At 43.2% G+C, this 24760-nt stretch carries 19 protein-coding genes and 4 tRNA genes; 10 read left to right on the top strand and 13 right to left on the bottom strand.

What is annotated here, in order from left to right; translation table 11 throughout:
* Positions 1-142 precede the first annotated feature (142 nt).
* From ubiG to yfaE, 4 genes are all read left to right on the top strand, one after another.
* Positions 143-886 carry a bifunctional 2-polyprenyl-6-hydroxyphenol methylase/3-demethylubiquinol 3-O-methyltransferase UbiG gene (gene ubiG, locus ELZ11_RS03765; RefSeq protein WP_137356025.1) on the top strand — a complete coding sequence of 248 codons (744 nt, stop codon included), beginning with the start codon at positions 143-145 and terminating at the stop codon, positions 884-886.
* A 504-nt stretch (positions 887-1390) separates the two neighbouring features.
* A complete protein-coding gene (gene nrdA / locus ELZ11_RS03755) occupies positions 1391-3673 on the top strand; it encodes a class 1a ribonucleoside-diphosphate reductase subunit alpha (RefSeq protein WP_137356024.1) in 2283 nt (760 codons plus the stop codon).
* A 102-nt stretch (positions 3674-3775) separates the two neighbouring features.
* Positions 3776-4909: a class Ia ribonucleoside-diphosphate reductase subunit beta gene (nrdB, locus tag ELZ11_RS03750; protein ID WP_137356023.1), complete on the top strand. Its 1134-nt coding sequence runs from the start codon at positions 3776-3778 to the stop codon at positions 4907-4909.
* Entirely contained in the window at positions 4909-5187 is a 279-nt protein-coding gene (gene yfaE, locus ELZ11_RS03745; RefSeq protein WP_137356022.1) for a class I ribonucleotide reductase maintenance protein YfaE, read from the top strand. Before nrdB ends, yfaE begins: the two co-directional genes overlap by 1 nt.
* 77 nt (positions 5188-5264) lie before the next feature.
* Here yfaE and ELZ11_RS03740 read toward each other — a convergent pair whose 3' ends face one another.
* Positions 5265-6506, bottom strand: a complete 1242-nt coding sequence (locus tag ELZ11_RS03740; protein WP_137356021.1) for a CinA family nicotinamide mononucleotide deamidase-related protein — start codon at positions 6504-6506, stop codon at positions 5265-5267.
* Between the two features lie 209 nt (positions 6507-6715).
* Here ELZ11_RS03740 and ELZ11_RS03735 point away from each other — a divergent pair, with 209 nt between their 5' ends.
* Together ELZ11_RS03735 and ELZ11_RS03730 are read left to right on the top strand one after the other, a co-directional pair.
* Positions 6716-7627 carry a DUF3943 domain-containing protein gene (locus ELZ11_RS03735; RefSeq protein ID WP_137356020.1) on the top strand — a complete coding sequence of 304 codons (912 nt, stop codon included), beginning with the start codon at positions 6716-6718 and terminating at the stop codon, positions 7625-7627.
* A gap of 216 nt (positions 7628-7843) precedes the next feature.
* Positions 7844-8356: a glycine cleavage system transcriptional repressor gene (locus ELZ11_RS03730; RefSeq protein WP_137356019.1), complete on the top strand. Its 513-nt coding sequence runs from the start codon at positions 7844-7846 to the stop codon at positions 8354-8356.
* A gap of 56 nt (positions 8357-8412) precedes the next feature.
* On the opposite strand, the gene nspC is transcribed toward ELZ11_RS03730, so the two are convergent.
* The 10 genes from nspC to uvrY form a co-directional block, all read right to left on the bottom strand.
* On the bottom strand, positions 8413-9561 hold the full coding sequence (gene nspC, locus ELZ11_RS03725) for a carboxynorspermidine decarboxylase (protein WP_137356018.1): 1149 nt from the start codon (positions 9559-9561) through the stop codon (positions 8413-8415).
* Positions 9562-9642: 81 nt separating this feature from the next.
* On the bottom strand, positions 9643-10887 hold the full coding sequence (locus ELZ11_RS03720; protein WP_137356017.1) for a carboxynorspermidine synthase: 1245 nt from the start codon (positions 10885-10887) through the stop codon (positions 9643-9645).
* Positions 10888-10895: 8 nt separating this feature from the next.
* Positions 10896-13817 carry a pyridoxal phosphate-dependent class III aminotransferase gene (locus ELZ11_RS03715; RefSeq protein ID WP_208746674.1) on the bottom strand — a complete coding sequence of 974 codons (2922 nt, stop codon included), beginning with the start codon at positions 13815-13817 and terminating at the stop codon, positions 10896-10898.
* 670 nt (positions 13818-14487) lie between these two features.
* A tRNA-Gly gene (locus ELZ11_RS03710) sits at positions 14488-14563 on the bottom strand.
* Positions 14564-14596: 33 nt separating this feature from the next.
* A tRNA-Leu gene (locus ELZ11_RS03705) sits at positions 14597-14683 on the bottom strand.
* Between the two features lie 80 nt (positions 14684-14763).
* Positions 14764-14839 (bottom strand) — tRNA-Gly (locus ELZ11_RS03700).
* A 31-nt stretch (positions 14840-14870) separates the two neighbouring features.
* Positions 14871-14944: transfer RNA gene (locus ELZ11_RS03695), tRNA-Cys, on the bottom strand.
* Positions 14945-15227: 283 nt separating this feature from the next.
* The gene (gene pgsA / locus ELZ11_RS03690) at positions 15228-15785 is read right to left on the bottom strand and encodes a CDP-diacylglycerol--glycerol-3-phosphate 3-phosphatidyltransferase (RefSeq protein ID WP_137356015.1); all 558 of its coding nucleotides are present in this window, start codon (positions 15783-15785) and stop codon (positions 15228-15230) included.
* A 46-nt stretch (positions 15786-15831) separates the two neighbouring features.
* Positions 15832-17664: an excinuclease ABC subunit UvrC gene (gene uvrC / locus ELZ11_RS03685; protein ID WP_137356014.1), complete on the bottom strand. Its 1833-nt coding sequence runs from the start codon at positions 17662-17664 to the stop codon at positions 15832-15834.
* On the bottom strand, positions 17664-18308 hold the full coding sequence (gene uvrY, locus ELZ11_RS03680) for a UvrY/SirA/GacA family response regulator transcription factor (RefSeq protein ID WP_137356013.1): 645 nt from the start codon (positions 18306-18308) through the stop codon (positions 17664-17666). The genes uvrC and uvrY overlap by 1 nt, the downstream gene beginning before the upstream one ends.
* Positions 18309-18691: 383 nt before the next feature.
* Between uvrY and ELZ11_RS03675 the strand changes: the two genes are divergently transcribed.
* Positions 18692-21055 (top strand): DNA polymerase II, encoded by a 2364-nt coding sequence (locus ELZ11_RS03675; RefSeq protein ID WP_137356012.1) that lies wholly within the window; start codon positions 18692-18694, stop codon positions 21053-21055.
* Positions 21056-21246: 191 nt separating this feature from the next.
* On the opposite strand, the gene ELZ11_RS03670 is transcribed toward ELZ11_RS03675, so the two are convergent.
* Positions 21247-22014 carry a nucleotidyltransferase domain-containing protein gene (locus ELZ11_RS03670; protein WP_137356011.1) on the bottom strand — a complete coding sequence of 256 codons (768 nt, stop codon included), beginning with the start codon at positions 22012-22014 and terminating at the stop codon, positions 21247-21249.
* Positions 22015-22150: 136 nt separating this feature from the next.
* On the opposite strand from ELZ11_RS03670, the gene efpL reads away from it, so the two are divergent.
* The 3 genes from efpL to ELZ11_RS03655 all read left to right on the top strand — a co-directional run bounded on the left by efpL (position 22151) and on the right by ELZ11_RS03655 (position 23610).
* Positions 22151-22720 carry an elongation factor P-like protein EfpL gene (efpL, locus tag ELZ11_RS03665; RefSeq protein WP_137356010.1) on the top strand — a complete coding sequence of 190 codons (570 nt, stop codon included), beginning with the start codon at positions 22151-22153 and terminating at the stop codon, positions 22718-22720.
* A gap of 8 nt (positions 22721-22728) precedes the next feature.
* Positions 22729-23049 carry an HI1450 family dsDNA-mimic protein gene (locus ELZ11_RS03660; RefSeq protein ID WP_137356009.1) on the top strand — a complete coding sequence of 107 codons (321 nt, stop codon included), beginning with the start codon at positions 22729-22731 and terminating at the stop codon, positions 23047-23049.
* A 69-nt stretch (positions 23050-23118) separates the two neighbouring features.
* Positions 23119-23610, top strand: a complete 492-nt coding sequence (locus ELZ11_RS03655) for an RNA methyltransferase (RefSeq protein WP_137356008.1) — start codon at positions 23119-23121, stop codon at positions 23608-23610.
* A gap of 59 nt (positions 23611-23669) precedes the next feature.
* On the opposite strand, the gene rluB is transcribed toward ELZ11_RS03655, so the two are convergent.
* A complete protein-coding gene (gene rluB / locus ELZ11_RS03650; RefSeq protein ID WP_137356007.1) occupies positions 23670-24713 on the bottom strand; it encodes a 23S rRNA pseudouridine(2605) synthase RluB in 1044 nt (347 codons plus the stop codon).
* Between the last annotated feature and the right edge of the window lie 47 nt (positions 24714-24760).

Raw genomic sequence — 24760 nt, 5'->3', positions numbered from 1 at the left:
GCTTAGTTGCGAATCAATTGACGAGAAATTGCACGCTCGATACATATCTCGCTGATACTTGGCTATTTTACATGCAATAAATTGCTAACTTTGTAGAACTTCTGGTCACCAAGAAAAGCCAAGTTATAATGCTGTCAATTTCATGGATGCATTATTTAACTTGGAAATGCCGATTATGACGAAAACACAAAATGTCGACCCTGCTGAAATCAAAAAATTTGAAGACATGGCTTCGCGTTGGTGGGACCTAGAAGGCGAGTTCAAACCCCTTCACCAAATCAACCCATTACGACTTAATTACGTACTAGAGAAAGCGAATGGTCTTTTCGGCAAGAAAGTACTCGACGTTGGCTGTGGCGGCGGAATTTTAGCGGAAAGTATGGCGGTTGAAGGCGCTGAAGTCACCGGTTTAGATATGGGTAAAGAGCCGCTAGAAGTCGCTCGTTTGCACGCGTTAGAAACTGGCACCAAACTAGAATACATTCAAAGCACCATTGAAGATCACGCTGAGCAAAATCCTCAAACCTACGATGTCGTGACATGCATGGAAATGCTTGAACACGTACCAGACCCTCAATCTGTCATCAGTGCGTGCGCCAAGCTTGTGAAGCCAAATGGACACGTGTTCTTCTCAACACTAAACCGTAACTTCAAATCGTATCTGTTTGCGATTGTTGGCGCCGAGAAGTTATTAAAGATCGTTCCAGAAGGTACACATGAGCACGATAAGTTTATTCGCCCAGCGGAGCTTATCAAGATGATCGATCAGACTCCTCTACAAGAGCTTGGTATTACAGGTCTTCATTACAACCCGTTAACAGATAGCTACCGCTTAGGTACTAGCGTAGATGTTAACTATATTGTGCATACTCAAAACTTTGCTTAATCGCAACAGCCGAGTAATAAAATAAATCGCATATAGACCCGGAATAAAGGTTGCAAATACCATAATTTTGCGACCTTTTTCAGCCCAATTTTTGTGCTTAAGATTCCATTTTGAGCAGCGTAGATTCAAATTTCGACAATCCAAATCGACTTCAATTTTCGGCCAAAGATCAAGGGATTTTTTTTTATTCCCGCACAAATTTAAACCAGTGGAGAAAAGCGAGTTTTATACAGTCTTGTTACGTCTAGCTCCATCAGTTAGTGAGCACTAACTGTTTTTTTCAAATTTATCAGTTATCCACAAGTCATCCCATTTCTGCTCCTTGAAAATTCTTCAGTACAGCACTATCTTGTAACGCAACAAACGAATACCCCCTATATGTTGTGTTTCGACTACAATATATGGGTAGACCAAGATCACAAAGCCGACATGCGATTTACAAAAATTGCACAAAAAGATACAAAAACACGGCTTTAATCAGTTTTGTTAGGGAAATTAAGCAGAATGAACCAACAACTTACTGTTACTAAGCGTAACGGTCGCAAAGAAACTATTGATCTAGAGAAGATCCACCGCGTTATTACATGGGCTGCAGAAGGTCTTCATAACGTATCAGTCTCTCAAGTAGAACTTAAAGCTCACATCCAGTTCTACGATGGCATTACCACTACTGATATTCATGAAACCATCATCAAGTCTGCTGCGGATCTTATCTCAGAAGAAACTCCAGACTATCAATACCTAGCTGCTCGCTTAGCCGTATTCCACCTACGTAAAAAAGCGTACGGTCAATACGAGCCACCAGCACTGTATGACCACGTTGCAAAACTTGTGGACATGGGTAAATACGATAGCCACTTGATGGAAGATTACACGCAAGCAGAATTTGCTGAGCTTGACGCATATATCGACCACAAACGTGACTTAGACTTTTCTTACGCTGCGGTTAAGCAACTTGAAGGTAAATACTTCGTTCAAAACCGTGTGACAAAAGAAATCTATGAGAGTGCTCAGTTCCTTTACATTTTAGTTGCTGCTTGTCTATTCGCTAAGTACCCGAAATCGACTCGTCTTGACTACATCAAACGTTTTTACGACGCATCTTCTACGTTTAAGATTTCTCTACCTACGCCGATCATGTCTGGTGTACGTACTCCTACTCGCCAATTCAGCTCTTGTGTTCTGATTGAGTGTGGTGACAGCTTAGATTCAATCAACGCGACAGCAAGCTCGATCGTACGTTACGTCTCTCAACGAGCAGGTATCGGTATTAATGCTGGTCGTATCCGTGCACTTGGTTCTGAGATTCGCGGTGGTGAAGCGTTCCACACAGGCTGTATCCCTTTCTACAAATACTTCCAAACAGCAGTAAAATGTTGTTCTCAAGGTGGTGTTCGTGGCGGCGCGGCAACTGTGTTCTACCCGTTATGGCACGGTGAAGTACAATCTCTATTAGTACTTAAGAATAACCGTGGTGTTGAAGAGAACCGTGTTCGTCACATGGATTATGGTGTTCAACTGAACAAGCTTATGTACGCTCGCCTAGTTCAAGGTGGCAACATCAGCCTGTTCTCTCCGTCTGACGTACCTGGGCTTTACGATGCATTCTTCGAAAACCAAGAGCGTTTTGAAGAGCTATACGTTAAGTACGAAAACGATCCGTCAATCAAGCGTGAAACAGTAAAAGCAGTAGAGCTATTCTCTCTACTGATGCAAGAGCGTGCTTCTACAGGCCGTATCTACATTCAGAACGTTGACCACTGTAATACACACAGCCCGTTTGATTCTGAAGTAGCACCTGTTCGTCAATCGAACCTATGTCTAGAAATTGCGCTACCAACTAAGCCGCTTTCTAACGTAGAAGATGACGAAGGCGAAATTGCACTATGTACGCTTTCTGCATTCAACCTTGGCGCAATCAACGATCTCGATGACCTGGCAGAGCTTTCTGAACTAGTAGTTCGTGCTCTAGATGCACTTCTTGATTACCAAGATTACCCGCTTCCAGCAGCATACAAATCGACAATGAACCGTCGTACTCTAGGTGTTGGTGTTATCAACTACGCATACTACCTAGCGAAGAATGGTGTTAAGTACTCTGACGGCAGCGCAAATGGCCTGACGCACCGTACTTTTGAAGCAATTCAATACCACCTATTAAAAGCGTCTGTGGAGCTAGCGAAAGAGCAAGGCCGTTGCCCATCTTTCAATGAGACTAACTATGCGAAAGGCTTACTGCCAATCGATACTTACAAGAAAGATATCGACTTAGTATGTGAAGAGCCACTGCACTACGATTGGGATGCTCTACGTGAAGAGATCATGGAGCACGGCCTGCGTAACTCAACGCTAACCGCGCTTATGCCTTCTGAGACTTCATCTCAAATTTCGAACGCGACTAACGGTATCGAGCCACCACGTGGTTACGTATCAGTGAAAGCATCGAAAGACGGCATTCTTAAGCAAGTAGTTCCAGATTTCCTTAATCTTAAAGAGAACTACGAGCTACTATGGAACATTGGTTCTAACGATGGTTATCTGCACCTAGTGGGTATCATGCAAAAATTCGTTGACCAAGCTATCTCTGCGAACACTAACTACGACCCAAGTGTTTACGAAAGCGGCAAGGTTCCAATGAAGAAGCTACTTCAAGACCTACTGACTGCATACAAGTACGGTGTTAAAACGCTTTACTACCATAACACTCGCGATGGTGCTAAAGATGACCAAGGCGATGCAGTTCAAGTGCCGGAAGAAGATTGTGAAGGCGGCGGTTGTAAGATCTAAACCGCAATAAAATATTAAGACCCCAGAGAAGTTATCTTCTCTGGGTTTAAAGCATTAACAGGGTCCGTTTTATGACGGGTCTTTAAAGGATTTGAGGCATTTATGGCTTACAGTACTTTTTCTCAGAATAAAAATGACCAACTAAAAGAACCAATGTTCTTGGGTCAGTCGGTTAACGTTGCACGTTACGACCAACAAAAATTCGAAATCTTCGAAAAGCTTATCGAGAAGCAGCTTTCTTTCTTCTGGCGTCCAGAAGAAGTAGACGTGTCTAGCGACCGTATTGACTACAACAAGCTTCCTGAACACGAAAAGCACATCTTTATCTCTAACTTGAAGTATCAAACGCTGCTAGATTCTATCCAAGGTCGTAGCCCTAACGTTGCCCTACTTCCACTGGTATCACTACCAGAAGTTGAAACTTGGATTGAAACTTGGTCTTTCTCTGAAACGATTCACTCTCGTTCTTACACGCACATCATCCGTAACATCGTGAATGATCCTGGCGTAGTATTTGACGATATCGTTGAAAATGAAGAGATCCTAAAGCGTGCTAAAGACATCGCGTTTTACTACGACGACCTAATCAAGCTAACCGCTGATTACCACCGTTACGGCGAAGGTAATCACAACATCAACGGCGAAGACGTTAAGATTTCACTTCATGATCTGAAGAAGAAACTTTACCTATGTCTAATGTCAGTAAACGCACTAGAAGCAATTCGTTTCTACGTAAGTTTCGCATGTTCATTTGCATTTGCTGAGCGTGAACTAATGGAAGGTAACGCGAAAATCATCAAGCTAATCGCTCGTGATGAAGCGCTTCACCTGACGGGCACTCAGCACATGATCAACTTGCTACGTAACGGTCAAGATGACTTTGCATTCATGCAAATCGCTGAAGAGTGCAAGCAAGAATGTTTCGACCTATTCAAAGAAGCAGCTGAGCAAGAAAAAGAGTGGGCAGAATACCTATTCAAAGATGGCTCAATGATTGGTCTGAACAAAGACATTCTTTGCCAATATGTTGAGTACATCACCAACATCCGTATGCAAGCGGTTGGTTTAGGTACTGCTTACCCGGAAGCGACTTCAAACCCAATTCCATGGATCAACGCTTGGTTATCTTCTGATAACGTACAAGTTGCTCCACAAGAAGCTGAAATCAGCTCTTATCTTGTTGGTCAAATCGACAATGAAGTAAACGCTGACGACTTTGAAGGATTCGAGCTGTAATGCCTGCAATCAAAATCAACAAGCTGGTTTCCATTGAGTCTAACCCTTCAAATACATTGTTAGAAACAATGGAGCAAGCTGGGCTAGAACCTGAATATAACTGTCGAGATGGTCACTGTGGCGCATGTCGCTGCACTTTAGATTCAGGCGAAGTCGAATATGTTGGTTTTGCAATGGCTTACACTCAAGGCGACGAGATCCTGCCTTGCATTTGCAAAGCAAAAACGGATGTAGAGTTGAGTAACGTGCTTTGTCGAGATAAGCAAAAACGCGCTTAATCCTAAACAAATTGTTCTCATAAGAAAGGCCAGCATTTAGCTGGCCTTTTTATTTATTAAGCGCAACCTATTAAAGGCTAGCTTTCCAAAACATTAGATGGGATGAACATTTCTTTAATGCGTTTCAAAGAACTGTATGAGCCAAACATAGGCTTATTTTCGAGATGACGGCGAAGCATATCAGTTGCAACCACACTGATAATTTTACGTGCATCTTCGCGGCTGTAATCTCGGTAAAACTCGAATACCTGCCCCCACTCGCCATTGACACTCGATAGCGCAATCGTAAAACGTTTTTCTTCCAATTTCCCAGTAACTAACGACAGCTCAGTCGCACATTTCTCTCGAGTCGCGCCAGCCAAAGCAAATGCAGCAGCGAGAGGATCGCTTTCGTCTAGGTTGTCATTTTTCTGGTTCGCCATGATCCAAGAGTGGCCGCAGCAACTTTCAATATTTTCGTCTGATTGTAACCAAGACGACAAATACCCTTTCGTAGACTGCTCAGAAATTGATAGCGTGCGCTTTTGCTCTATCATCACATGCCCCAAGTGCGTTAGCATCGGCTCATCGACACTCACTACGTTAGTTTCGAGGAGCTTGTAGACCATTTGAAGCAGCTTAACGCGAACTTCAAGATCTTGTTTGGGACCAAACAACTTCACCTCGATAAATGGCATGTAAGAGCGATAACCCAATTCATAACCTTCAGGAAGCTTCAACTGATCAAGCGTATCGGAGATACCAGACTCTGATAAACCAAAGGTGTAGATCTTACTGCATTCAGATGCGGCAACTTGGGGGTAAGCTTTTGCCAGATCAGGCAAAATTTGTTGCTCAACCATCAACTTGAATTCACTCGGTACTCCCGGAGTAAAATAGAAAGTCGCATCATTGATTTCAACTTTAAAGCCGCAAGCAGTACCAATAGGGTTATCAACAATACTTGAACTTTCAGGAAGCATTGCTTGTTTAAGATTGCTGTCGGCCATCGGCATTCCACGTTTAGCAAACATGGACTCTAGACGGGTAAGCCACTCAGGGAATAAAACTAACTTTTGATCAGCAGCAGTAGCCGCCGCTGCCGCGCTCAAATCATCTGTAGTTGGCCCTAGTCCACCATTCACGATAACGACGTCATAGTTAAAACTTAGCATTAGAAGCTCTTCAACTAAGGCGTTCATTTGATCACCTACTGTCGAACGCTTCGCTAGAGAAAAACCATGCTGATAGAACATCTCTGACATCCAAGCAGCATTAGTATCTACAATGTCTCCATGAAGAACTTCTTCCCCGGTGCTTAACATTGCAATTTTTATCATAATTCGTTCCTTTGCCACCTGGCTTTTTCTCTGACGTATTTGCTCTGGAAAAGTATATTCTGCCTGATTGTAGACTATAATTTCCTTTCACTAGGACAACCAAAAATTCAATTAAGTTTCTGTAAACTGTAAATTTCCGGTTCCCATAAAACTCCATTTAATGGATAATTGTGAGCCTGATCGATTATCTATTTCTCTTGGAGCCCCACGTGTCAAAATCACCTGTGTTGAAAAAGACTATGGCAGCGTTAACAATGTTGTTTTCCGCTAGCTCAGTAGCAAACCAATATGACTTTGCACAACACATTGAACTTTCGTACACCGTAGATTGCAATCAAGAGTACTGCGTTAACGATAATTTATATAGCTACTCACCTAGCAATACTTATGCCTTAAATGAATCTAGCGACCAATATGATTTATCGGCAAGCAGCCAGCCACGTTACCTCACGATCAGTGAAGAGAAAGACTGGGATTACCTGATGGGTCAAACATACACCATTTTGGGTTTAAGTGTTGCGACAGTTGGCTTAATGACTTTTCTTCCTGAAAGTATTACTAAATGGGACGACGACCAACGCGACCTCAGTAAGTTAGGTTCAAAATGGAAAGACAACGTCAGCAGCGGCCCAGTTTGGGATCGTGACGAGCACTTTTTAAACTACGTAATGCACCCTTATTTTGGTGGTGTTTACTACACAGCGGCAAGACATGCTGGCTACAACGAATTTGAATCTTTCATGTACTCGTTCACGATGTCGACTTTCTTCTGGGAATACGGCGTAGAAGCGTTTGCTGAAGTCCCTTCATGGCAAGATATTTTCATTACTCCGTTCTTTGGTGCGGTAGTTGGTGAAATGATGCTAGAAGCAGAGCAAGACATTGTCGCTTCTGGTGGTGAAGTGATGGGTTCGCAGACCATGGGTGATGTTTCATTATTCTTCCTAAACCCAGTTGGGCACATTCATTATTGGGTAAGCGATGCTTGGGGTGGAGAAGCAGAAGTCAGCTTCAACACCAACCCTTGGTGGGATAATCAAGATGCCGCCAAGTTTGCTTTAGATGCTGGTGCAGCGTACGACTCCCAGTTTTACGGCATGAACTTTAAAGTTAGCTTCTAACTTCCCGTAAATTGTACAGACCTAAATAAAGCGGCTTCTATGGCCGCTTTTTTATGCCTGACGCAAAACTCTGCTGTTCTTTTCATCTAAGGCTAAAAAATTGACGCAAGTCATATATTCCCTCCCCCAAGCTTCTACACTGAAATTAAGGGATGTTTATCACCGGATATCAACTAGTTATTCAACTAGGTATGAAACAACTATTGGGGGCTATTTATGAACTCGACTTTTATCGTTAATTTTGTAGGTAAGGCATCGCCTTCAACGATTAAGCAACTCGCCGCTGTCACGCACGAAAATGATGGGAAATGGCTTATTAGCAAGGTGAATTTCATTGAGGATCAAGTCGCCGGAGTCATCAAAATTCAGCTACCGACACACAGCGAACAATACGTTAAAGATGCCTTCACCAGTAACCCTGATTTGATTGTCCAGTTCGTTGAATCCGATCATTCTCATCACTCTCAAGATACTATCTATCAAGTTAGGCTCGACTCGAACGATCGAGCTGGTATCGTCAACGAAATCACACATGTTCTCGACAACCAAGGCATTAATATTCTAGATATGGACTGCCAGCGAGTTTTCATTGCAGATGGTGGTGGAGTGAGTTCTAGCCTATTCACAGCTAATATGGCCATTAAACTACCGGTAGAGATTCAAATCAATGATGTGGCAAATGAATTGGAATCACTAAGTGAAGATACTCGAGTCATGGTTGAGAACTAATAATCTCCCGATCCAACCATGAGTAAAAAGGCAGCCTTATGGCTGCCTTGTCTCTATTACTTTACCGACCACTGAGAAAGTGAACGCTTAAAGTCAGAATAATCAAATTCGTTCAATAGCTGAATGTCACCATTACTGCGTTCGCAGTAGATCGATGGCATTCTTAGACCATTAAACCAGTTCAATTTCACCATTGTATAACCAGCGCTATCCAGAAGATGGAGCTTCTGACCAATCTTCAATGGTTCATCAAAACTTGCTTCACAAAATTGGTCACCCGCTAAGCATGAACACGAACCAATTACATACTCATGCTTACCATTATCCGATGCTTCCAATACAGACGCAGGTTCGTTATAGATAAGCGTGTCTAAGCGGTGTGCCTCTGTCGCTGAGTCTACAATCGCTGTTTGCTTCACGTTCTCCACAATATCCACAACCGTTACCACAAGATCGGTTGTCTTAGTGATGATTGCTTCACCTGGCTCTAAGTACATTTGAACATTGTGCTTCTCAGAGAATGCTTTCAGTGCAAGGCCAAGTTTTTCAATGTCGTAACCCGGCCAAGTGAAAAATACACCGCCGCCCATGCTTACCCAGTCAAGCTTATCAAGATAGGCACCAAATTGTTCCGAGATTGAATCTAGCAAGCCAATAAACGCATCGACATCTTTATTCTCACAATTCATGTGGAACATGACACCGTTAATGGAATCGAAGACTTCCGGCTTAATGTGATCTGCTTGAACACCTAAACGAGAGAATTCACGTGCAGGGTTGGCGAGGTCTTGCCCAGCATAGCTAACTCCGGGATTGAGACGTAAGCCCAATGACACTTTGTCTTCGACAATATGACGATAGGCTGCCAATTGACTTTGCGAATTGAAAATCATCTTATCGCAAATATCCGCGACTTCACGGACATCGTCTTCGCTATAACCCACGCTGTACGCGTGCGTTTCCCCACCAAAAGTTTCGTGCCCGAGCTTGACTTCATAAGGGCCAGAGCTTGTTGTACCATCGAGGTAAGGCTTGATGATGTCAAACACACCCCAAGTCGAAAAACACTTAAGCGCTAAGACCAGTTTCACACCTGAAATGTCCTTCAGTTGTTTCGCCTTCTCTAAATTCTCAATCAACTTATCTTCATTGATCATAAAATATGGGGTCTTTAGTTCGCTTTTTTGCTTTTTATTGTTTTGCATTAATCGGTACCGTAAAAATCGAACAAAGCCGATGCAGTAACATCGGCTTAAATCATATTTCAATTAAGAACAATAATGTTCTTACTTCAGCTTATGGATCACTGGCTGGCCTGGCTCTAGCTCTTGAACATGCCAATCAAGGCCAATACCCGGCATTGTTTCTAAGAATGGGTCTGGGTTTAATTGTTCCATGTTGAACACACCTTTGTCCGCCCACTCACCACGGAAGAATTGAAGCGCAGCTGTGATCGCTGGAACACCTGTAGTGTAAGAGATCGCTTGGTGCTCAACATCTTCGTATGCTACTTCGTGGTCAGCGTTATTGTAGATAAATACGCTGCGCTCTTTGCCATCTTTCTTACCTTGTACCCAAGTACCGATACACGTTAGGCCAGTGTAGCCTGGTGCTAGAGATGTTGGATCTGGTAGAAGTGCTTTAAGTACATGTAGTGGCTGAACCACTGTACCGTCGTGCAGTGTTAGTGGATCTGGGCTTAATAGACCAATATCACGCATACAGTTGAAGTAGTTCAGGTATTTGTCGCCAAAGCCCATCCAGAATTCAATACGTTTCGCTGGAATAAACTCTTTCATCGAACGAACTTCGTCGTGCGCCATTGAGTAAACTTTGTGAGAGCCACAATTCGGGAAATCAAACTCAAGCATACGTGAGTGACATGGCACTTGTTTCCACTCTTCGTTTTCCCAGTAGAAAGAATCACCTTGGATCTCAAGCATGTTTGTTTCTGGATCGAAGTTAGTTGCGAACTTCTTGCCGTGGTCACCAGCATTCACGTCCATTACGTCAATGGTATCGATTTCATCGAACAAATGCTTAACCGCGTAAGCAGCGAATACTGATACCACACCAGGATCGAAACCAGCGCCAAGGATACCGGTAATGCCCGCTTCAGCGAACTTCTCACGGTAGCCCCACTGCCAATCGTAAGCTTGAGGTACTTGTTGACCTTCTGAACATAGGTCAACCGCAACTGATGTATCTAGGTAAGATACTTTTGCTTGGTAACACGCTTCCATAATCGCCATGTTCACCCAAGGAGGGCCTGCATTAATTACCAAGTCCGGTTGTACTTCTTTGATCAAAGCAACAAGCGCATCAACATCATCAGCGTCTACTGAGCGAGCTTCTAATTTTTTAGATGGGTCTTTAAGGTTGTTTTTACCTTTGATTGACTCAATGATCTTTTCACATTTACTTACGGTACGTGAAGCTAGTGTAATATCACCCAGTACATCGTTGTTTTGTGCTGCTTTATGCGCAACAACCCAACCAACGCCGCCTGCACCAATCTGTAGAATTGCCATAGTTTTCGTTACCTTTGTTGTTCGACTAGCTCTGTTGCTAGAGTATTAATTTTTGACAGTAAAGACTCAAAATCAGACATCTTTAAGCATGGATTCAAAATAGTGAATTTCAGGGCACTATGGCCATCCACCACTGTTTCTCCAAGAACAGCGACCCCACGAGTCAGTGCCTCTAATCTCAGAGTTTTATTAAGTTCGTCTAAATCCGTGACATCGTTATTTACCGAGCGGAACAACACTGTAGAAAGTGAAGGTTCAGCGAGTAACTCAAAGCCTTCATGGCCTTGAATAAGATCTGCAACTTGCAATGTTTGCGAAAGAAGATGGTCATACATCTTCCCTAGTTCTGATGGGCCAACATTTTGCATCGTCATAAACACTTTCAAAGCATCAAAACGCTTTGTCGTCGCTATCGACTTGTCAACCAAATTAGGCAACTCGTCATGTTCGCGATTCAAATAATCCGCATGATGCAGTAAGTATTTAAAGTTAGATTTATCTTTTAGGAGAATCGCTCCACAACTGATTGTTTGATAAAACAGTTTATGGAAATCGACGCTTACTGAGTCAGCCTTTTCAATGCCTTTTAGTCTGGCTTTATGACTACTTAAGATCAGCGCGCCACCGTAAGCGCTATCAACATGGAACCATAATGACTCTTGTTGGGTTAAGGCGGCAATAGCCTCTAAATCATCAATCGCACCGTGGTCCGTCGTTCCAGCAGTGCCAACTACTGCAAATGGGATCAAGCCTTGTGATTTCAAAGCTTGTATCTCTTGCGCCAATTTATCTACTTGAATGGTACCATTCGGATTAGTATCAACACAGCATACTGATTTTTCGCCCAATCCTAACAGAGAAGCAGATTTTTGCACAGTGAAGTGAGATTTTTTAGAGCATAGAATACGTAACTTATCTGCGTACTCAGGGAGTCCTAGTTTCTGGATAGAATGGCTATCATATTTGTCTGCAATCCAATCACGAGCCAGTAGCAGCCCCATCAAGTTACTTTGAGTGCCACCACTTGTGAAAATACCATCGGCTTGAGTACCGAGTTCGTATTTTTCACACATCCAATCCACTACTTTTTGTTCAACATAAGTCGCAGATGACGCTTGATCCCAAGAATCCATTGACTGATTCATTGCAGCGATCATCCCTTCTGCGACCACTGAAGATAGCAGCGGAGGCGTATGCAAATGCGCAATACAATCAGGGTGTTGAACAAAGATAGAGTTTTTCGCGACTAAACCGGCAGTATCATCAATAACATCTAGAAGTGAAGAGTTCTTAGCATCTAAGTCAACCGCATTGATCGCTTGCTCTAATAACTTTGGCTCCATCCCAGAATACGGACGCTCAACATGTTCGAAGACCGCCTTCATCGCTGAAGTCGCATGATTCATTGCAGCAGAAAATGCCTCGCTCCCAAGTTCGCCAGTCTGAATAAAGTGTTTTTTCCATTCTTGATTGTTTGATTCAAGGTCGGTCAACTCACCACCGGCATTCAAAATTGCTTGTTCAAAGACACGTAATGCAAAATCGATTTGCTCAAAAGAGATGATTAGCGGTGGTAAGAAGCGAATCACAGACCCATCACGCCCTCCCTTCTCAACCATTAGACCACGCTCTAATGCGCTACGTTGGATTGCTAACGTTAAGTCACCATCAGATTGCGGTTCACCAAATTTATTGAGTGCGCCATCGGTTTGCTTAATTTCAACACCAAGCATGAGCCCTTTACCGCGAACTTCTGCTATACAGTTAACGCGCTTTTGAATATTTTCTAAGCCTAATCTCAGATACTGCCCTGCGATATTCGCATGCTCTACTAAGTTATCGCGCTCAATGATTTCCAATGCTTTTGCGCCTGAAACCATTGCCAACTGATTGCCACGGAATGTACCGGTATGCTCACCTGCTTTCCAAGTATCAATCTCTTTGTTAAATACCAAGATCGACATTGGTAGACCACCACCAATAGCCTTCGAAAGGCATAAAATATCAGGAGAGACACCCGATTCCTCGAATGCGAATCTATAGCCTGTTTTACCTACACCACACTGAATTTCATCGAAGATCAATAAGATGCCATGCTCATCACAAATACGGCGCAATCCTTTTAACCACTCAACTGGAGCAGGAATCACACCACCTTCGCCTTGAACAGGCTCAACGATGATGGCAGCAGGTTTCATGATGCCTGCTTCATCATCACTTAACAGACGCTCAATATAACGGATACTTGCCGTCGCGCCGGCTTCGCCACCGAGCCCGAAAGGACAGCGTAAGTTGTAAGGAAATGGCATAAAGTGAACATCTGACATTAGGCCAGTACGACGCTCTTTGGTACCTAAATTGCCCATCATCCCCATGGTGCCATTTGTCATACCATGGTAAGCGCCGCGAAACGCAAACATAGTATTACGGCCTGTAGTTTGTTTCGCTAACTTAATCGCCGCTTCAACTGCATCGGCACCAGAAGGGCCGCAGAATTGGATCGCAGAGTTTTTGGCAAATTCTTGTGGTAAGAAGGCTTTGACGCGCTTAATGAATGTATCTTTCGCAGCCGTTGTAATATCAAGAGTTTGGTAAGGCAACCCAGAATCTAGCTGCTCTTTTAATGCAGTATTAATTTCCGGGTGATTGTAGCCAAGCGCAAGCGTTCCCGCACCGGCTAAGCAATCTAAATAGATTTGACCACGAGTGTCTTCAACTAACGCACCGCAAGCTTTCTTTATAGCGATAGGTAAGCGTCTAGGGTAAGAACGCACTTCAGACTCATGCTCTTCTTGTTCTAGTAAAATAGCGTCTGGAGTAAGATCGTAAGTGCCTTCTACAACCGGTACAGCTGTAGAAAATGTGTTTGCGATAGAAATTGTATCGACTTCAAAGGCAGTGCTCATAAAAATTCCCTTGAATGAGTTCATTCTCACCTCCAACAGTCTTTTGCTGTATAGAAATGAGGTATAGCTGTACGCCCGCATAAGTCAAAGACCAATACGGAATTATGCTGTTTTAAATCAGCGAAAAATTGTTAGCGCGAGCTCAAGGTTCAGTAATGCTACTGTTTTGAAGGATCGGACAGTCCTGAAGAACTGGTCCCATTGGAAGTGTAAAGCTGATTAGCAAGCTAAGGTGTTGTGAGTTCAATGTTGGGTTTCCCATTAGCATGGCTTAGTTAGGCCATAAGTATCCCGTCTATCAGCTAAAGGACTAGCTGATACCTACCCTACGCAATGTCACAATCAGCCTGAATGGTCACTGCGCGTATCCCCCAGAAAGCGAAATTTTGCTTCGTCCGAGATTGCGCAGAAAAATATCATATATTGAAATAAACTAGCAACAGTTTTTAATAATAGCTTTATAAATAATTGACAGCGAGTTGTGCTAAACAACGCATATGAAATTAGTGCTTTAAGAAATAAACATCACTTGTCAGAAGTAGCCTAAAGCCATATGTGGATCAAAGGCTAGATTTGTAGAGGCTTACTAGTTAAGAGCTATATCAAGCTAAAAGGAAAATAAGCAAAAGTTAGGCTGGTTCTTATATTTCCAAATGCAAAAAAGCCTCGTCATTTCTGACGAGGCTTTTATGTTTGGAGCGACACACGAGGTTCGAACTCGTGACCTCAACCTTGGCAAGGTTGCGCTCTACCAGCTGAGCTAGTGTCGCATTGCTATATCACGTGGATATAGACTTTATAGATGGTGCCCCGGGCCGGACTTGAACCGGCACAGCGCGAACGCCGAGGGATTTTAAATCCCTTGTGTCTACCAATTCCACCACCAGGGCACGCAATTCTTTATTGCGATGCCGATTACTGAAAAGTAAAACACCATCTTAATGTTGACGCCAATCAACACTACAAAATTTGGAGCGACACACGAGGTTCGAACTCGTGACCTCAACCTTGGCAAGGTTGCGCTCTACCAGCTGAGCTAGTGTCGCAAATTATTCGTCTTTCTATTAAGAAAGAGAATGGAGGCGCCTCCCGGAGTCGAACCGAGGTCCACGGATTTGCAATCCGCTGCATAGCCACTCTGCCAAGGCGCCTCTGTTACACCAATCAAATCGCTTAACAGCTCTCCTCTTGGGTACGGGATGCATTCTACGGAATCGTTAGAATGAGTCAACAGTAATTTTGTACTTTTTGAATCGTTTGAATAGAATTTGTTCGAAACAATACAATTTGGTCACTTTACTCGCACAATACATACCGAATTGAGCTAGTTAATTGATCTAGCTCACACTCAACCTAAGTGAACAATGAAGGAATTAAGAAAAGATTGTTAGTTTGTTCCAGGCACAAAAAAGCGAGCTCTACGCTCGCTTTCTTTTAATGATGCTGTTCGTCCAACAAGTCGTCTTTAGCTGCCATTAAATATTGGGCCATCGACCAGTAAGTTAAGATGGTTGCTATATACAGCGCTCCATATCCAACCCAAATCATCCAGTCATCATAGCGCCAGATCAATACCCATAAGGCGAACATTTGAGAAACCGTTTTCACTTTACCAACCCACGACACCGCAACACTTGCACGCTTACCAATTTCTGCCATCCATTCTCTTAGTGCAGAAATGATAATTTCGCGAGCTATCATAGTCACAGCAGGAATAGTGACCCAAATAGAATGATAATGCTCGGTAATCAAGATTAGAGCTGTAGCAACTAGTACTTTATCAGCAACAGGGTCAATAAATGCACCAAAGCGCGAGGTTTGCCCTAATTTACGAGCCAACATGCCATCTAACCAATCGGTAAAACCAGCAACCCAAAATACCATTGCTGCAGCAAAAGGGGCCCACTCGTAAGGAAGATAAAACACTACTACAAAAACGGGGATGAGAAATAATCTCAGTAAGGACAAAATGTTAGGTATATTCAAACGCATATTATTGGGCTCTTATCGATTGCGCTTTAATGGTGCGGGATTTTTACTATTGTTTCAATGCTTGATAAATGTTTTCTGCCAAAGAATGACTAATACCCGGTACTTTGGCTATTTCTTCAACACTTGCACGTTTCAATTCCTGTAAACCACCCATATATTTCAGCAAAGCTTGACGACGCTTAGGGCCAACACCTTCAATTCCTTCCAGTGCACTCGTTCTTCGAGTTTTGCCACGCTTCGCTCTATGCCCAGCAATGGCATGATTATGGCTTTCATCACGGATATGTTGGATCAGATGCAATGCAGGTGCGTCACTTGGCAAATTGAACTCTTCACCATCCAATGTGATCAACGTTTCTAACCCAGGTTTACGGGTAACCCCTTTAGCAATACCGATCATACGCGGCCTTTTTGGCCACTCATTCCAATATTGAGCAATAATTTCATGAGCACGATTGAGCTGACCTTTACCACCATCAATGAAAATAATGTCAGGTATTTTATCCACATCAAGTTGCTTGGAGTAACGTCGCTCTAAAGCCTGCCCCATCGCCGCATAATCATCACCACCAGTGATACCGGTAATATTGTAACGGCGATACTCTGGCTTCACAGGCCCTTCTTGATTAAACACGACGCAAGACGCTATCGTACTCTCACCCATGGTATGGCTGATATCAAAACATTCCATACGCGTAATTGAATCGATAGATAACACCTCTTGCAGCTCTTTAAAGCGCTGATTGATGGTCATCTTATGATTGATTTTAGTGGTAATCGCAGTCAGCGCATTTGTATTTGATAACTTCAAATAGCGGCTTCGAGTGCCCGTTGGGTTTACGTGAAAGTGAATCTTCCGGCCAGCGACTTCGGTTAATGCCGATTGTAAAGGTGCGATATCCTCGAACAGCCCCTCATTAAGAATAAGACGAGTCGGAATAGATCGCGCCTCGTTATGCGCTAAGTAATACTGAGTTAAGAAACTTTCAAATACTTCTTCTCGAGTCGTATTCTGAGGGATTTTCGGGAAATGACTGCGACTCCCTAAAACCTTGCCTTGGCGAATCATCAAGATGTGGACACAAGCGATACCATTTTCCTGAGCAAAACCTAGTACATCCATGTCTTCCATCGTATCTTCAGACACGAACTGCTGTTCTTGAACTCGACGAATCGCTTGGATCTGATCACGAAACGTAGCAGCTTCCTCAAACTTCAGCGCTTTACTCGCCGCATCCATTTTTGAGATCAAGGTTTCAAGTACAACTTTATCTTTGCCTTGCAGAAACAGCTTCACGTAATTAACTAGTTCAGCGTACTCCTCATCTGAAATGATGGAACTAACGCACGGAGCAGCACATCGACCAATTTGATACATCAAACATGGGCGAGTTCGATTGGCATAAACAGTATCTTCACACTGTCTTACTGGGAATATCTTTTGAATGAGATGAAGCGATTCCCTAACGGCACCTGAATCAGGATAAGGCCCAAAATACTCACCTTTCTTTTTCTTCGCGCCACGATGCATCGATAATCTTGGGTGTTTATGGCCACTGATAAAGATATATGGGTACGATTTATCGTCACGTAGCAGAACATTATATTTAGGCAAATACTGCTTAATATAGTTATGCTCAAGAATTAAAGCTTCCGTTTCTGTATGAGTGATCGTTACGTCGATTTTGTTAATGTGACTAACAAGTGCGCGTGTTTTTTCACTGTCTACTTTTTTTCGGAAATAACTGGAAAGTCGTTTTTTGAGGTCTTTGGCTTTGCCGACATAAATAACAACAGCCTCGGCGTTATACATTCGATAAACGCCAGACTGATTTGTTACTGTTTTAAGAAATGCTTCTGAGTCAAACGTGGGTGTCACTACAAGGTCTCAGTATCTAGCATTCCATGTCTAATCGCCAAATGGGTAAGTTCTACATCACCACTGATGTCCAACTTACTGAACAGTCGGTAGCGGTAGCTGTTTACTGTTTTTGGGCTTAGATTGAGTTGTTCTGAAATATCCGTCACTTTTTGGCCTTTCGTTATCATCATCATGATTTGCAATTCACGTTCAGATAAATCGGCAAACGGATTTTCAGAGGCAGGTGAGAATTGGCTAAGCGCCATCTGCTGCGCAATTTCAGGCGAAATGTAACGTTGGCCACTATTCACAACACGAATAGCATTAACCATTTCATCTGGACCAGCACCTTTAGTTAGGTAACCAGCTGCTCCAGCTTGCATCACTTTAGTTGGAAACGGATTTTCCGTATGAACAGTTAAAACGATGATTTTTACATCAGGATTAAAACGCAGGATTTTTTTGGTTGCCTCTAAGCCACCGATACCCGGCATATTCATATCCATTAAAATGACGTCAGTATGATTACTACGACACCATTTTGCTGCATCTTCACCGCTTTCAGCTTCCCCTGCTACGTTCATTCCACGGACGTCTTCAATAATACGTCGTATCCCTGTGCGAACCAGCTCGTGATCATCTACAAGGAAAACATTTATCAAACTTGTATCTCCACACTATTAATTGGCTCTGCAACCACCAAGAGATCAGTGGATAGCAGTATAGCTGTCTATTTTAACGCACTTTTAAAAAAAAGCTTACTCTGAATATGTGCTCAAACGCAAAGTTTAGCAAGAACTTATTTATAAAATAACCATTCAATTAATAAGTCTAACATTAAATCAATACGTTATGCTCACATCGGATTAAAATGTCATACCATCTCGTGATTTGCAACATATGCAATTAAACCAGTGGAAATATTGTCATTACTGCTTAAAAAGACAACAAGATTTCATCAATTACTTACCAAACGTGAATTTCCTCTGCCATTCAAAAGTCGATTTGGTATCATTTCCACTTCAATCTAGGCAGAGACTTACCCTTGACTATCCAAACTGGCTTTGTTCTTACAAGGCAAGCCCGCGACTACTCGGGGACCACACACATAGACTTATGGTTAAGTACGCCAAATGGGCCGACCCTGCTGACCATTCCAGACGAAAAACCTGTCTTTTTCGTCGAACAATCTCATGCACCGCTCATTTCTGAACTCGCACAGCAAGAGACGATTCAATGTGATATCAAGCCTCTCCCAATTAAGACTTTTGATGGGCAACCTTTATCTGCGTGTTACTTCCGACTTAATCGAGCGGCAATGAACTTTGCCCAAAAACTTAGCTCTGAAGGCATAATCACCTTTGAAAGCGATATCAAACTTGCTGATCGCTATCTGATGGAACGCTTTATTAAAGGCAGCATCGAGTTTTCAGGCATAGCGCAAAAAAAGCGAGATTTCACTCAGTTTCATCAAGTCAAATGCCGTTCAGGAAACTACATCCCCCAGTTATCGATTGTCTCTTTGGACATAGAATGTTCTGAAAAAGGCATCCTTTATTCGATTGGCCTAGATAGCCCGTTAGACAGTCGCGTTATTATGGTTGGTCAGCCACAGCCTGCGGACACTCCAATTCAATGGGTCAACGATGAAAAAGCCTTACTAGAAGCGTTAGTTGATTGGTTCACTCAGTTTGACCCAGATGTCATCATAGGTTGGAACGTCATTGACTTCGATTTTCGACTGCTGCACAAACGAGCAGAATGGCACAATCTGAAGTTAAAAATTGGCCGAAATAACCAACCAAGTTTCTTTCGCAGTTCAGCGCAAAGCCAACAAGGCTTTATCACTATCCCTGGTCGCGTTGTACTGGATGGCATCGACACATTAAAAACCGCAACTTATCACTTTCGTTCATGGTCTTTAGAATCTGTTTCTCAAGAGATGTTAGGTGAAGGCAAAGACATTCATAATGTTCATGACAGAATGGACGAAATCAATCGAATGTTTAAACACGATAAACCTTCACTCGCGAAATACAACCTTCAGGATTGCGTGTTGGTGAATCGTATATTTGACCATACTCACCTTATCGATTTTGCTATCGAGCGCTCAAGGTTAACCGGAGTAGAGCTTGATCGAGTGGGCGGCTCTGTCGCTGCCTTCACCAACCTATACTTGCCACAAATTCATCGAGCAGGCTATGTGGCGCCTAATCTAGCTTCAGAAAATTGGCTTGCCAGCCCTGGCGGCTATGTGATGGATTCGATTCCAAATCTATACGATTCAGTTCTGGTACTCGATTTTAAGAGCCTTTATCCCTCTATTATCCGCTCGTTTTTGATTGACCCTATGGGATTAATCGAAGGGCTTAAGCTGGATATTGGCTTAGACAACGATCAAGCGGTACCTGGATTTAGAGGCGGACAATTCCATCGCGAGAAGCATTTCTTACCAAAGATGATTGAACAGCTTTGGGCCGCGCGAGATGTTGCAAAGCGAAACAACGAGAAGGCGTTTTCTCAAGCCATCAAGATCATTATGAATTCCTTCTACGGGGTACTTGGTTCCTCTGGTTGTCGGTTTTTTGATACCCGGCTGGCATCATCAATCACGATGCGTGGACATGAAATCATGAAGCAGACCAAGACACTCATCGAAGATAAAGGCTTTCAAGTTATCTATGGCGATACTGACTCTACTTTCGTTTCCTTAAACGGCAGCTACTCACAGAGTGAAGCAGACAAAATCGGTCATTCTCTTGTGGACCACATCAACGCTTGGTGGACCGAACACCTGAAGACTGAGCACAACCTCACTTCCATTTTAGAATTGGAATACGAGACGCATTATCGAAAATTCCTAATGCCTACTATCCGCGGTTCAGAAACAGGCTCGAAGAAACGCTATGCAGGGTTAATAGGTGAAGGCGATCAAGAACGCATCATATTCAAAGGGTTAGAAAGTGCTCGTACCGATTGGACACCACTAGCTCAACAATTTCAGCAAACCTTGTATGAAATGGTATTCCACGGGAAAGAACCTACCGATTACGTACGTCAGTTTGTTGAAGATACTGCAGCAGGTCGCTTTGATGACTTGCTCACCTATCAAAAGCGTTTACGAAGAAAACTGCATGAATACCAAAAGAACGTGCCACCTCAAGTAAGGGCAGCGCGCCTGGCAGACGAATTCAACGCCAAACTCGGAAGGCCTCTGCAATATCAAAACAAAGGGCGAATTGAATACCTCATTACGCTAAACGGGCCAGAACCTAAAGAATACCGTCAAAGCGGAATTGACTATCAACACTATATCGATAAGCAACTTAAACCTGTCGCAGACGCAATATTGCCGTTTATCGGATTAGACTTTGAGCGTATTTGTGCCCCTCAACTCGGGCTATTTTAGGGCAGTGACATTGCAGCCGATTTCAAAAATGAATTGCTGAGTATTCGTGTATTTTCAAGCAAGATCTGTGAGAAACTTTGATATAGGAGCTAGTCTGCAGAGGGGCAAAAACTCATCTAATGTGAATAACAAACGTAGCCTACATAGCTTAAACAAAAATGAACGCTCGTTATCATTTGCAGGCTAGCCAACTAGCCAATACGAAACTCTGTTTTCTTGTATTGTTTCACTAGCCAATCGCCAAAAGCATCTAAGATCCCTACAACAGAGCGCTTCTGAATCAATCTTCCTGATAAGAGAATACCAAGTCGGTCAACTTCCACTTTTTTGTCTGGGTGATACTTTAAAAACCGCTGCCCACATTCGACAGGATCATCAAACCAATTTTTATCTTTGTACATAATAAGAGAGTAACTTGCACGCAGAAGCTTTTTGGCAATGATCACCTGAGCGGTGATCTGCTCTTGAGGAGTCGCAGCGCGTGCAATCTTATTTCGGTACACCGCTAACCAGTCTTCTACGTCCATATTCCAATGCTTAGCGATCTCCCAGCTTGTTTCAAAGTCACCATAGCAATCAGACAAATCTTCACCATGCACACATACACAGCAATGTTTGAGCATGAATCCCCAAGTAAAGATGTTTTCTAGGTCGACAATCTCGCTAACCAGCGCCGTTTTAATCGAAACTTGAGTTACCTGAGGGAAACTTTTTTGAAAGCGCCATTTAATAGTATTGAGTAACGTTGTTCTATTATCTGAAAATGATCGATTCGTTACTACGATCACGTCTAAGTTAGACTTCCCTGCTTTAGCGGTTTTACGAGCCACGCTGCCATAGACATAAACGCTATGTAAGTTAGAACCTAGTCCACTTTTAAGAAAGCGAATCAGATCACTAACAACTGGCTGAAACTCAGGTTGGAATGGTTGCTTAGGGTCAATAACAGGTAAAGGCATCGTAAATCAGTTATTTATACAGACTGGAGGTTTATACCTTATGATCGCCTAGCTGACTTTCTGAATCAAGTTATTCCTATTTATAGGCAGGCCTTGATATAATCCTTCGAATAGACCCAATAAGGACAAACACAAGATGCCTAGAGCAAGTGAAATTAAAAAAGGTTTTGCCATCAACGTCGACGGCAAGACTCTACTAGTAAAAGATATTGAGATCACCACACCAGGTGGTCGCGGCGGCCAGAAAATTTACCGTTTCCGTGGTAACGATGTAGCGACAGGCGTGAAAACTGAAGTTCGTCACAAGGCAGACGAAATCGTAGAAACTATCGACGTAACCAAACGTGCTGTAATGTACTCATACGTAGACGGTAATGAGTACATCTTCATGGATAATGAAGATTACACTCAGTACATCTTCAACGGTGAGATAATCGAAGACGAGCTTCTATTCATCAACGAAGAAACTCAAGGTATGTACGCGATCTTAATTGATGGTAACGCAGCAACACTTGAGCTACCAACTTCAGTTGAACTAGTTATTGAAGAAACTGATCCTTCAATCAAAGGCGCTTCAGCTTCAGCTCGTACTAAGCCAGCTCGTTTTGCTACAGGCCTGACTGTTCAAGTTCCTGAGTACATTGCAACTGGCGACAAAGTGGTAGTAAACACTGCTGAGCGCAAATACATGAACCGCGCGAGCTAAGGTAACCCATGAGTGATTTAATGTCTTACGACGATGCAATTGATACGGCTTACGATATTTTCCTAGAAATGGCACCAGACAATCTAGAACCTGCAGATGTGATTCTTTTCACCGCCCAGTTTGATGACCGTGGCGCGGCAGAGTTAGTTGAAACTGGTGATGACTGGGCTGAGCAAGTTGGTTTCGAAGTAGACAAAGAAACTTATGCGGAAGTACGTATTGGTTTAGTCAACGAAGAAGATGACGTATTAGATGATGTGTTTGCTCGTATGCTAATCAGCCGCGACCCAAACCACAAATTCTGCCACATGTTGTGGAAGCGTGACTAACACCTTCCAAAAGACCCGTTCAAACTATTTGCGCGGGTTTCTTCTCTATTTCTAAGTTCTATTTATATTATGACCAAAGCTAAAACTGACACTCTATCTAAGGGCTACGCTTGTATTGGGCTAGTTAACCCTAAAACTCCCGAGAATGTCGGATCTGTAATGCGCGCGGCAGGTTGCTATGGAGCAAACTCTGTATTTTATACCGGTACTCGCTACGATCATGCCCGCCAGTTCCACACAGATACCAAAGAAAAACATTTGGAACTACCGCTAATTGGAGTGGAAGATTTAAAACAAATCATTCCCGTAGGATGTGTGCCCGTCGCGGTAGACTTGATTGAAGGCGCTAAACCGCTGCCCGACTACAAGCACCCACCAAGAGCGTTTTATATATTTGGCCCAGAAGATGGAACTCTGAAAAAAGAAATCACAGACTTCTGCCGGGAAACGATTTACGTACCAACAAATGGCTGTATGAACCTCGCGGCTGCGGTCAATGTGATTTTGTATGATCGAATGTCAAAAGGTGATAACTTTTCTAATCATCTAAAAGTGACTTGATGCACTTATCCCAGATACAAAAAAACCTGCATAAGCAGGTTTTTTTATTTTCAGCACAATTACATGCGTGTTCTTGGCTTCGCAGGCTTATTTGGGCGAGCATTGTTCCCATTACGAGAGTTTGTCTTGCCTTTACCTTTGTTCGCTTGCGGCTTGCCTTTGTTTTGAGGCGCTGAACCAGCATCTGGCGTTGTCGTTCCGCGCGTTGCAGGCTTCTTACGCTTAGCTTGGTTACTGCGGCCTTTAGGTGCATTCGCGCGTTCTTCGTGGCGTTTAACAGCACGACGAATTTTTTGGCTGCGAGAACGTTCACGCTTACGAGAAGTGTTTGCTGGATCAAGATCTAGCATGGTTTCCTTCTCTGGGCTCAGCTCTACTAGTTGGCGCAAGTAGTTTACTTCTTGTAAATCTAACTCTTTCCAACCGCCACGTGGCAATTTCTTGTCTAGGTAGATATCACCGTAACGAACACGCTTCAAACGGCTTACTGTCGTTTCCTGAGATTCCCACAAACGGCGAACTTCACGGTTACGACCTTCGTTAATCGCTACATAGAAAGTATGGTTCATACCTTCACCGCCAGCGTAAACAACGTCTTCAAAACGTGCCATACCATCTTCTAGTTCAACACCACGAACTAAGTTCTTCACTTTTTGTTCAGTCACTTCACCGAAAACACGAACTAAATATTCACGCTCTACTTGGCGGCTTGGGTGCATTAAACGGTTAGCCAGTTCACCATCAGTAGTGAAAAGCAATAAGCCAGAAGTGTTCGCATCTAGACGACCCACCGAGATCCAACGAGAACCACGGATCTTAGGTAGACGATCAAATACAGTACGGCGACCTTCTGGATCGTGACGAGTACATAGCTCACCTTCAGGCTTGTAATACGCCAATACGCGGCAAACTACTTCTTCAGAACCTTTGCCTGAAACTGTGTGGCCATCAATACGGATTACCGCACTTTCGTCTTCTAGACGTTCGCCTAGTTTCGCGACTTGACCATTTACGCTAACACGACCAGATTTAATTAAAGCCTCAAGCTCACGGCGAGAGCCATGACCAGCACGTGCTAGAACCTTCTGTAATTTTTCGCTCATTTACTAATTTCTACCTAATTGTCGTCTTCACAGACGTCGAATGAATT

The sequence above is a fragment of the Vibrio profundi genome (assembly GCF_005281835.1).
GTDB lineage: Bacteria > Pseudomonadota > Gammaproteobacteria > Enterobacterales > Vibrionaceae > Vibrio > Vibrio profundi.
The sequence above is the reverse complement of the archived record's forward strand: the minus strand, read 5'-3'. Positions and strand labels throughout refer to the sequence as shown.

Excerpts from the sequence above, each read along its gene's own strand:
- ELZ11_RS03715 (WP_208746674.1), bottom strand. The coding sequence starts at position 13,817 with ATGAACTCATTCAAGGGAATTTTTATGAGCACTGCCTTTGAAGTCGAT.
- nrdA (WP_137356024.1), top strand. The coding sequence starts at position 1,391 with ATGAACCAACAACTTACTGTTACTAAGCGTAACGGTCGCAAAGAAACT.
- ELZ11_RS03670 (WP_137356011.1), bottom strand. The coding sequence starts at position 22,014 with ATGCCTTTACCTGTTATTGACCCTAAGCAACCATTCCAACCTGAGTTT.
- ELZ11_RS03730 (WP_137356019.1), top strand. The coding sequence starts at position 7,844 with ATGAACTCGACTTTTATCGTTAATTTTGTAGGTAAGGCATCGCCTTCA.
- ELZ11_RS03655 (WP_137356008.1), top strand. The coding sequence starts at position 23,119 with ATGACCAAAGCTAAAACTGACACTCTATCTAAGGGCTACGCTTGTATT.
- ELZ11_RS03720 (WP_137356017.1), bottom strand. The coding sequence starts at position 10,887 with ATGGCAATTCTACAGATTGGTGCAGGCGGCGTTGGTTGGGTTGTTGCG.
- rluB (WP_137356007.1), bottom strand. The coding sequence starts at position 24,713 with ATGAGCGAAAAATTACAGAAGGTTCTAGCACGTGCTGGTCATGGCTCT.
- ELZ11_RS03660 (WP_137356009.1), top strand. The coding sequence starts at position 22,729 with ATGAGTGATTTAATGTCTTACGACGATGCAATTGATACGGCTTACGAT.
- nrdB (WP_137356023.1), top strand. The coding sequence starts at position 3,776 with ATGGCTTACAGTACTTTTTCTCAGAATAAAAATGACCAACTAAAAGAA.
- nspC (WP_137356018.1), bottom strand. The coding sequence starts at position 9,561 with ATGCAAAACAATAAAAAGCAAAAAAGCGAACTAAAGACCCCATATTTT.
- ubiG (WP_137356025.1), top strand. The coding sequence starts at position 143 with ATGGATGCATTATTTAACTTGGAAATGCCGATTATGACGAAAACACAA.
- efpL (WP_137356010.1), top strand. The coding sequence starts at position 22,151 with ATGCCTAGAGCAAGTGAAATTAAAAAAGGTTTTGCCATCAACGTCGAC.
- yfaE (WP_137356022.1), top strand. The coding sequence starts at position 4,909 with ATGCCTGCAATCAAAATCAACAAGCTGGTTTCCATTGAGTCTAACCCT.
- pgsA (WP_137356015.1), bottom strand. The coding sequence starts at position 15,785 with ATGCGTTTGAATATACCTAACATTTTGTCCTTACTGAGATTATTTCTC.
- ELZ11_RS03740 (WP_137356021.1), bottom strand. The coding sequence starts at position 6,506 with ATGATAAAAATTGCAATGTTAAGCACCGGGGAAGAAGTTCTTCATGGA.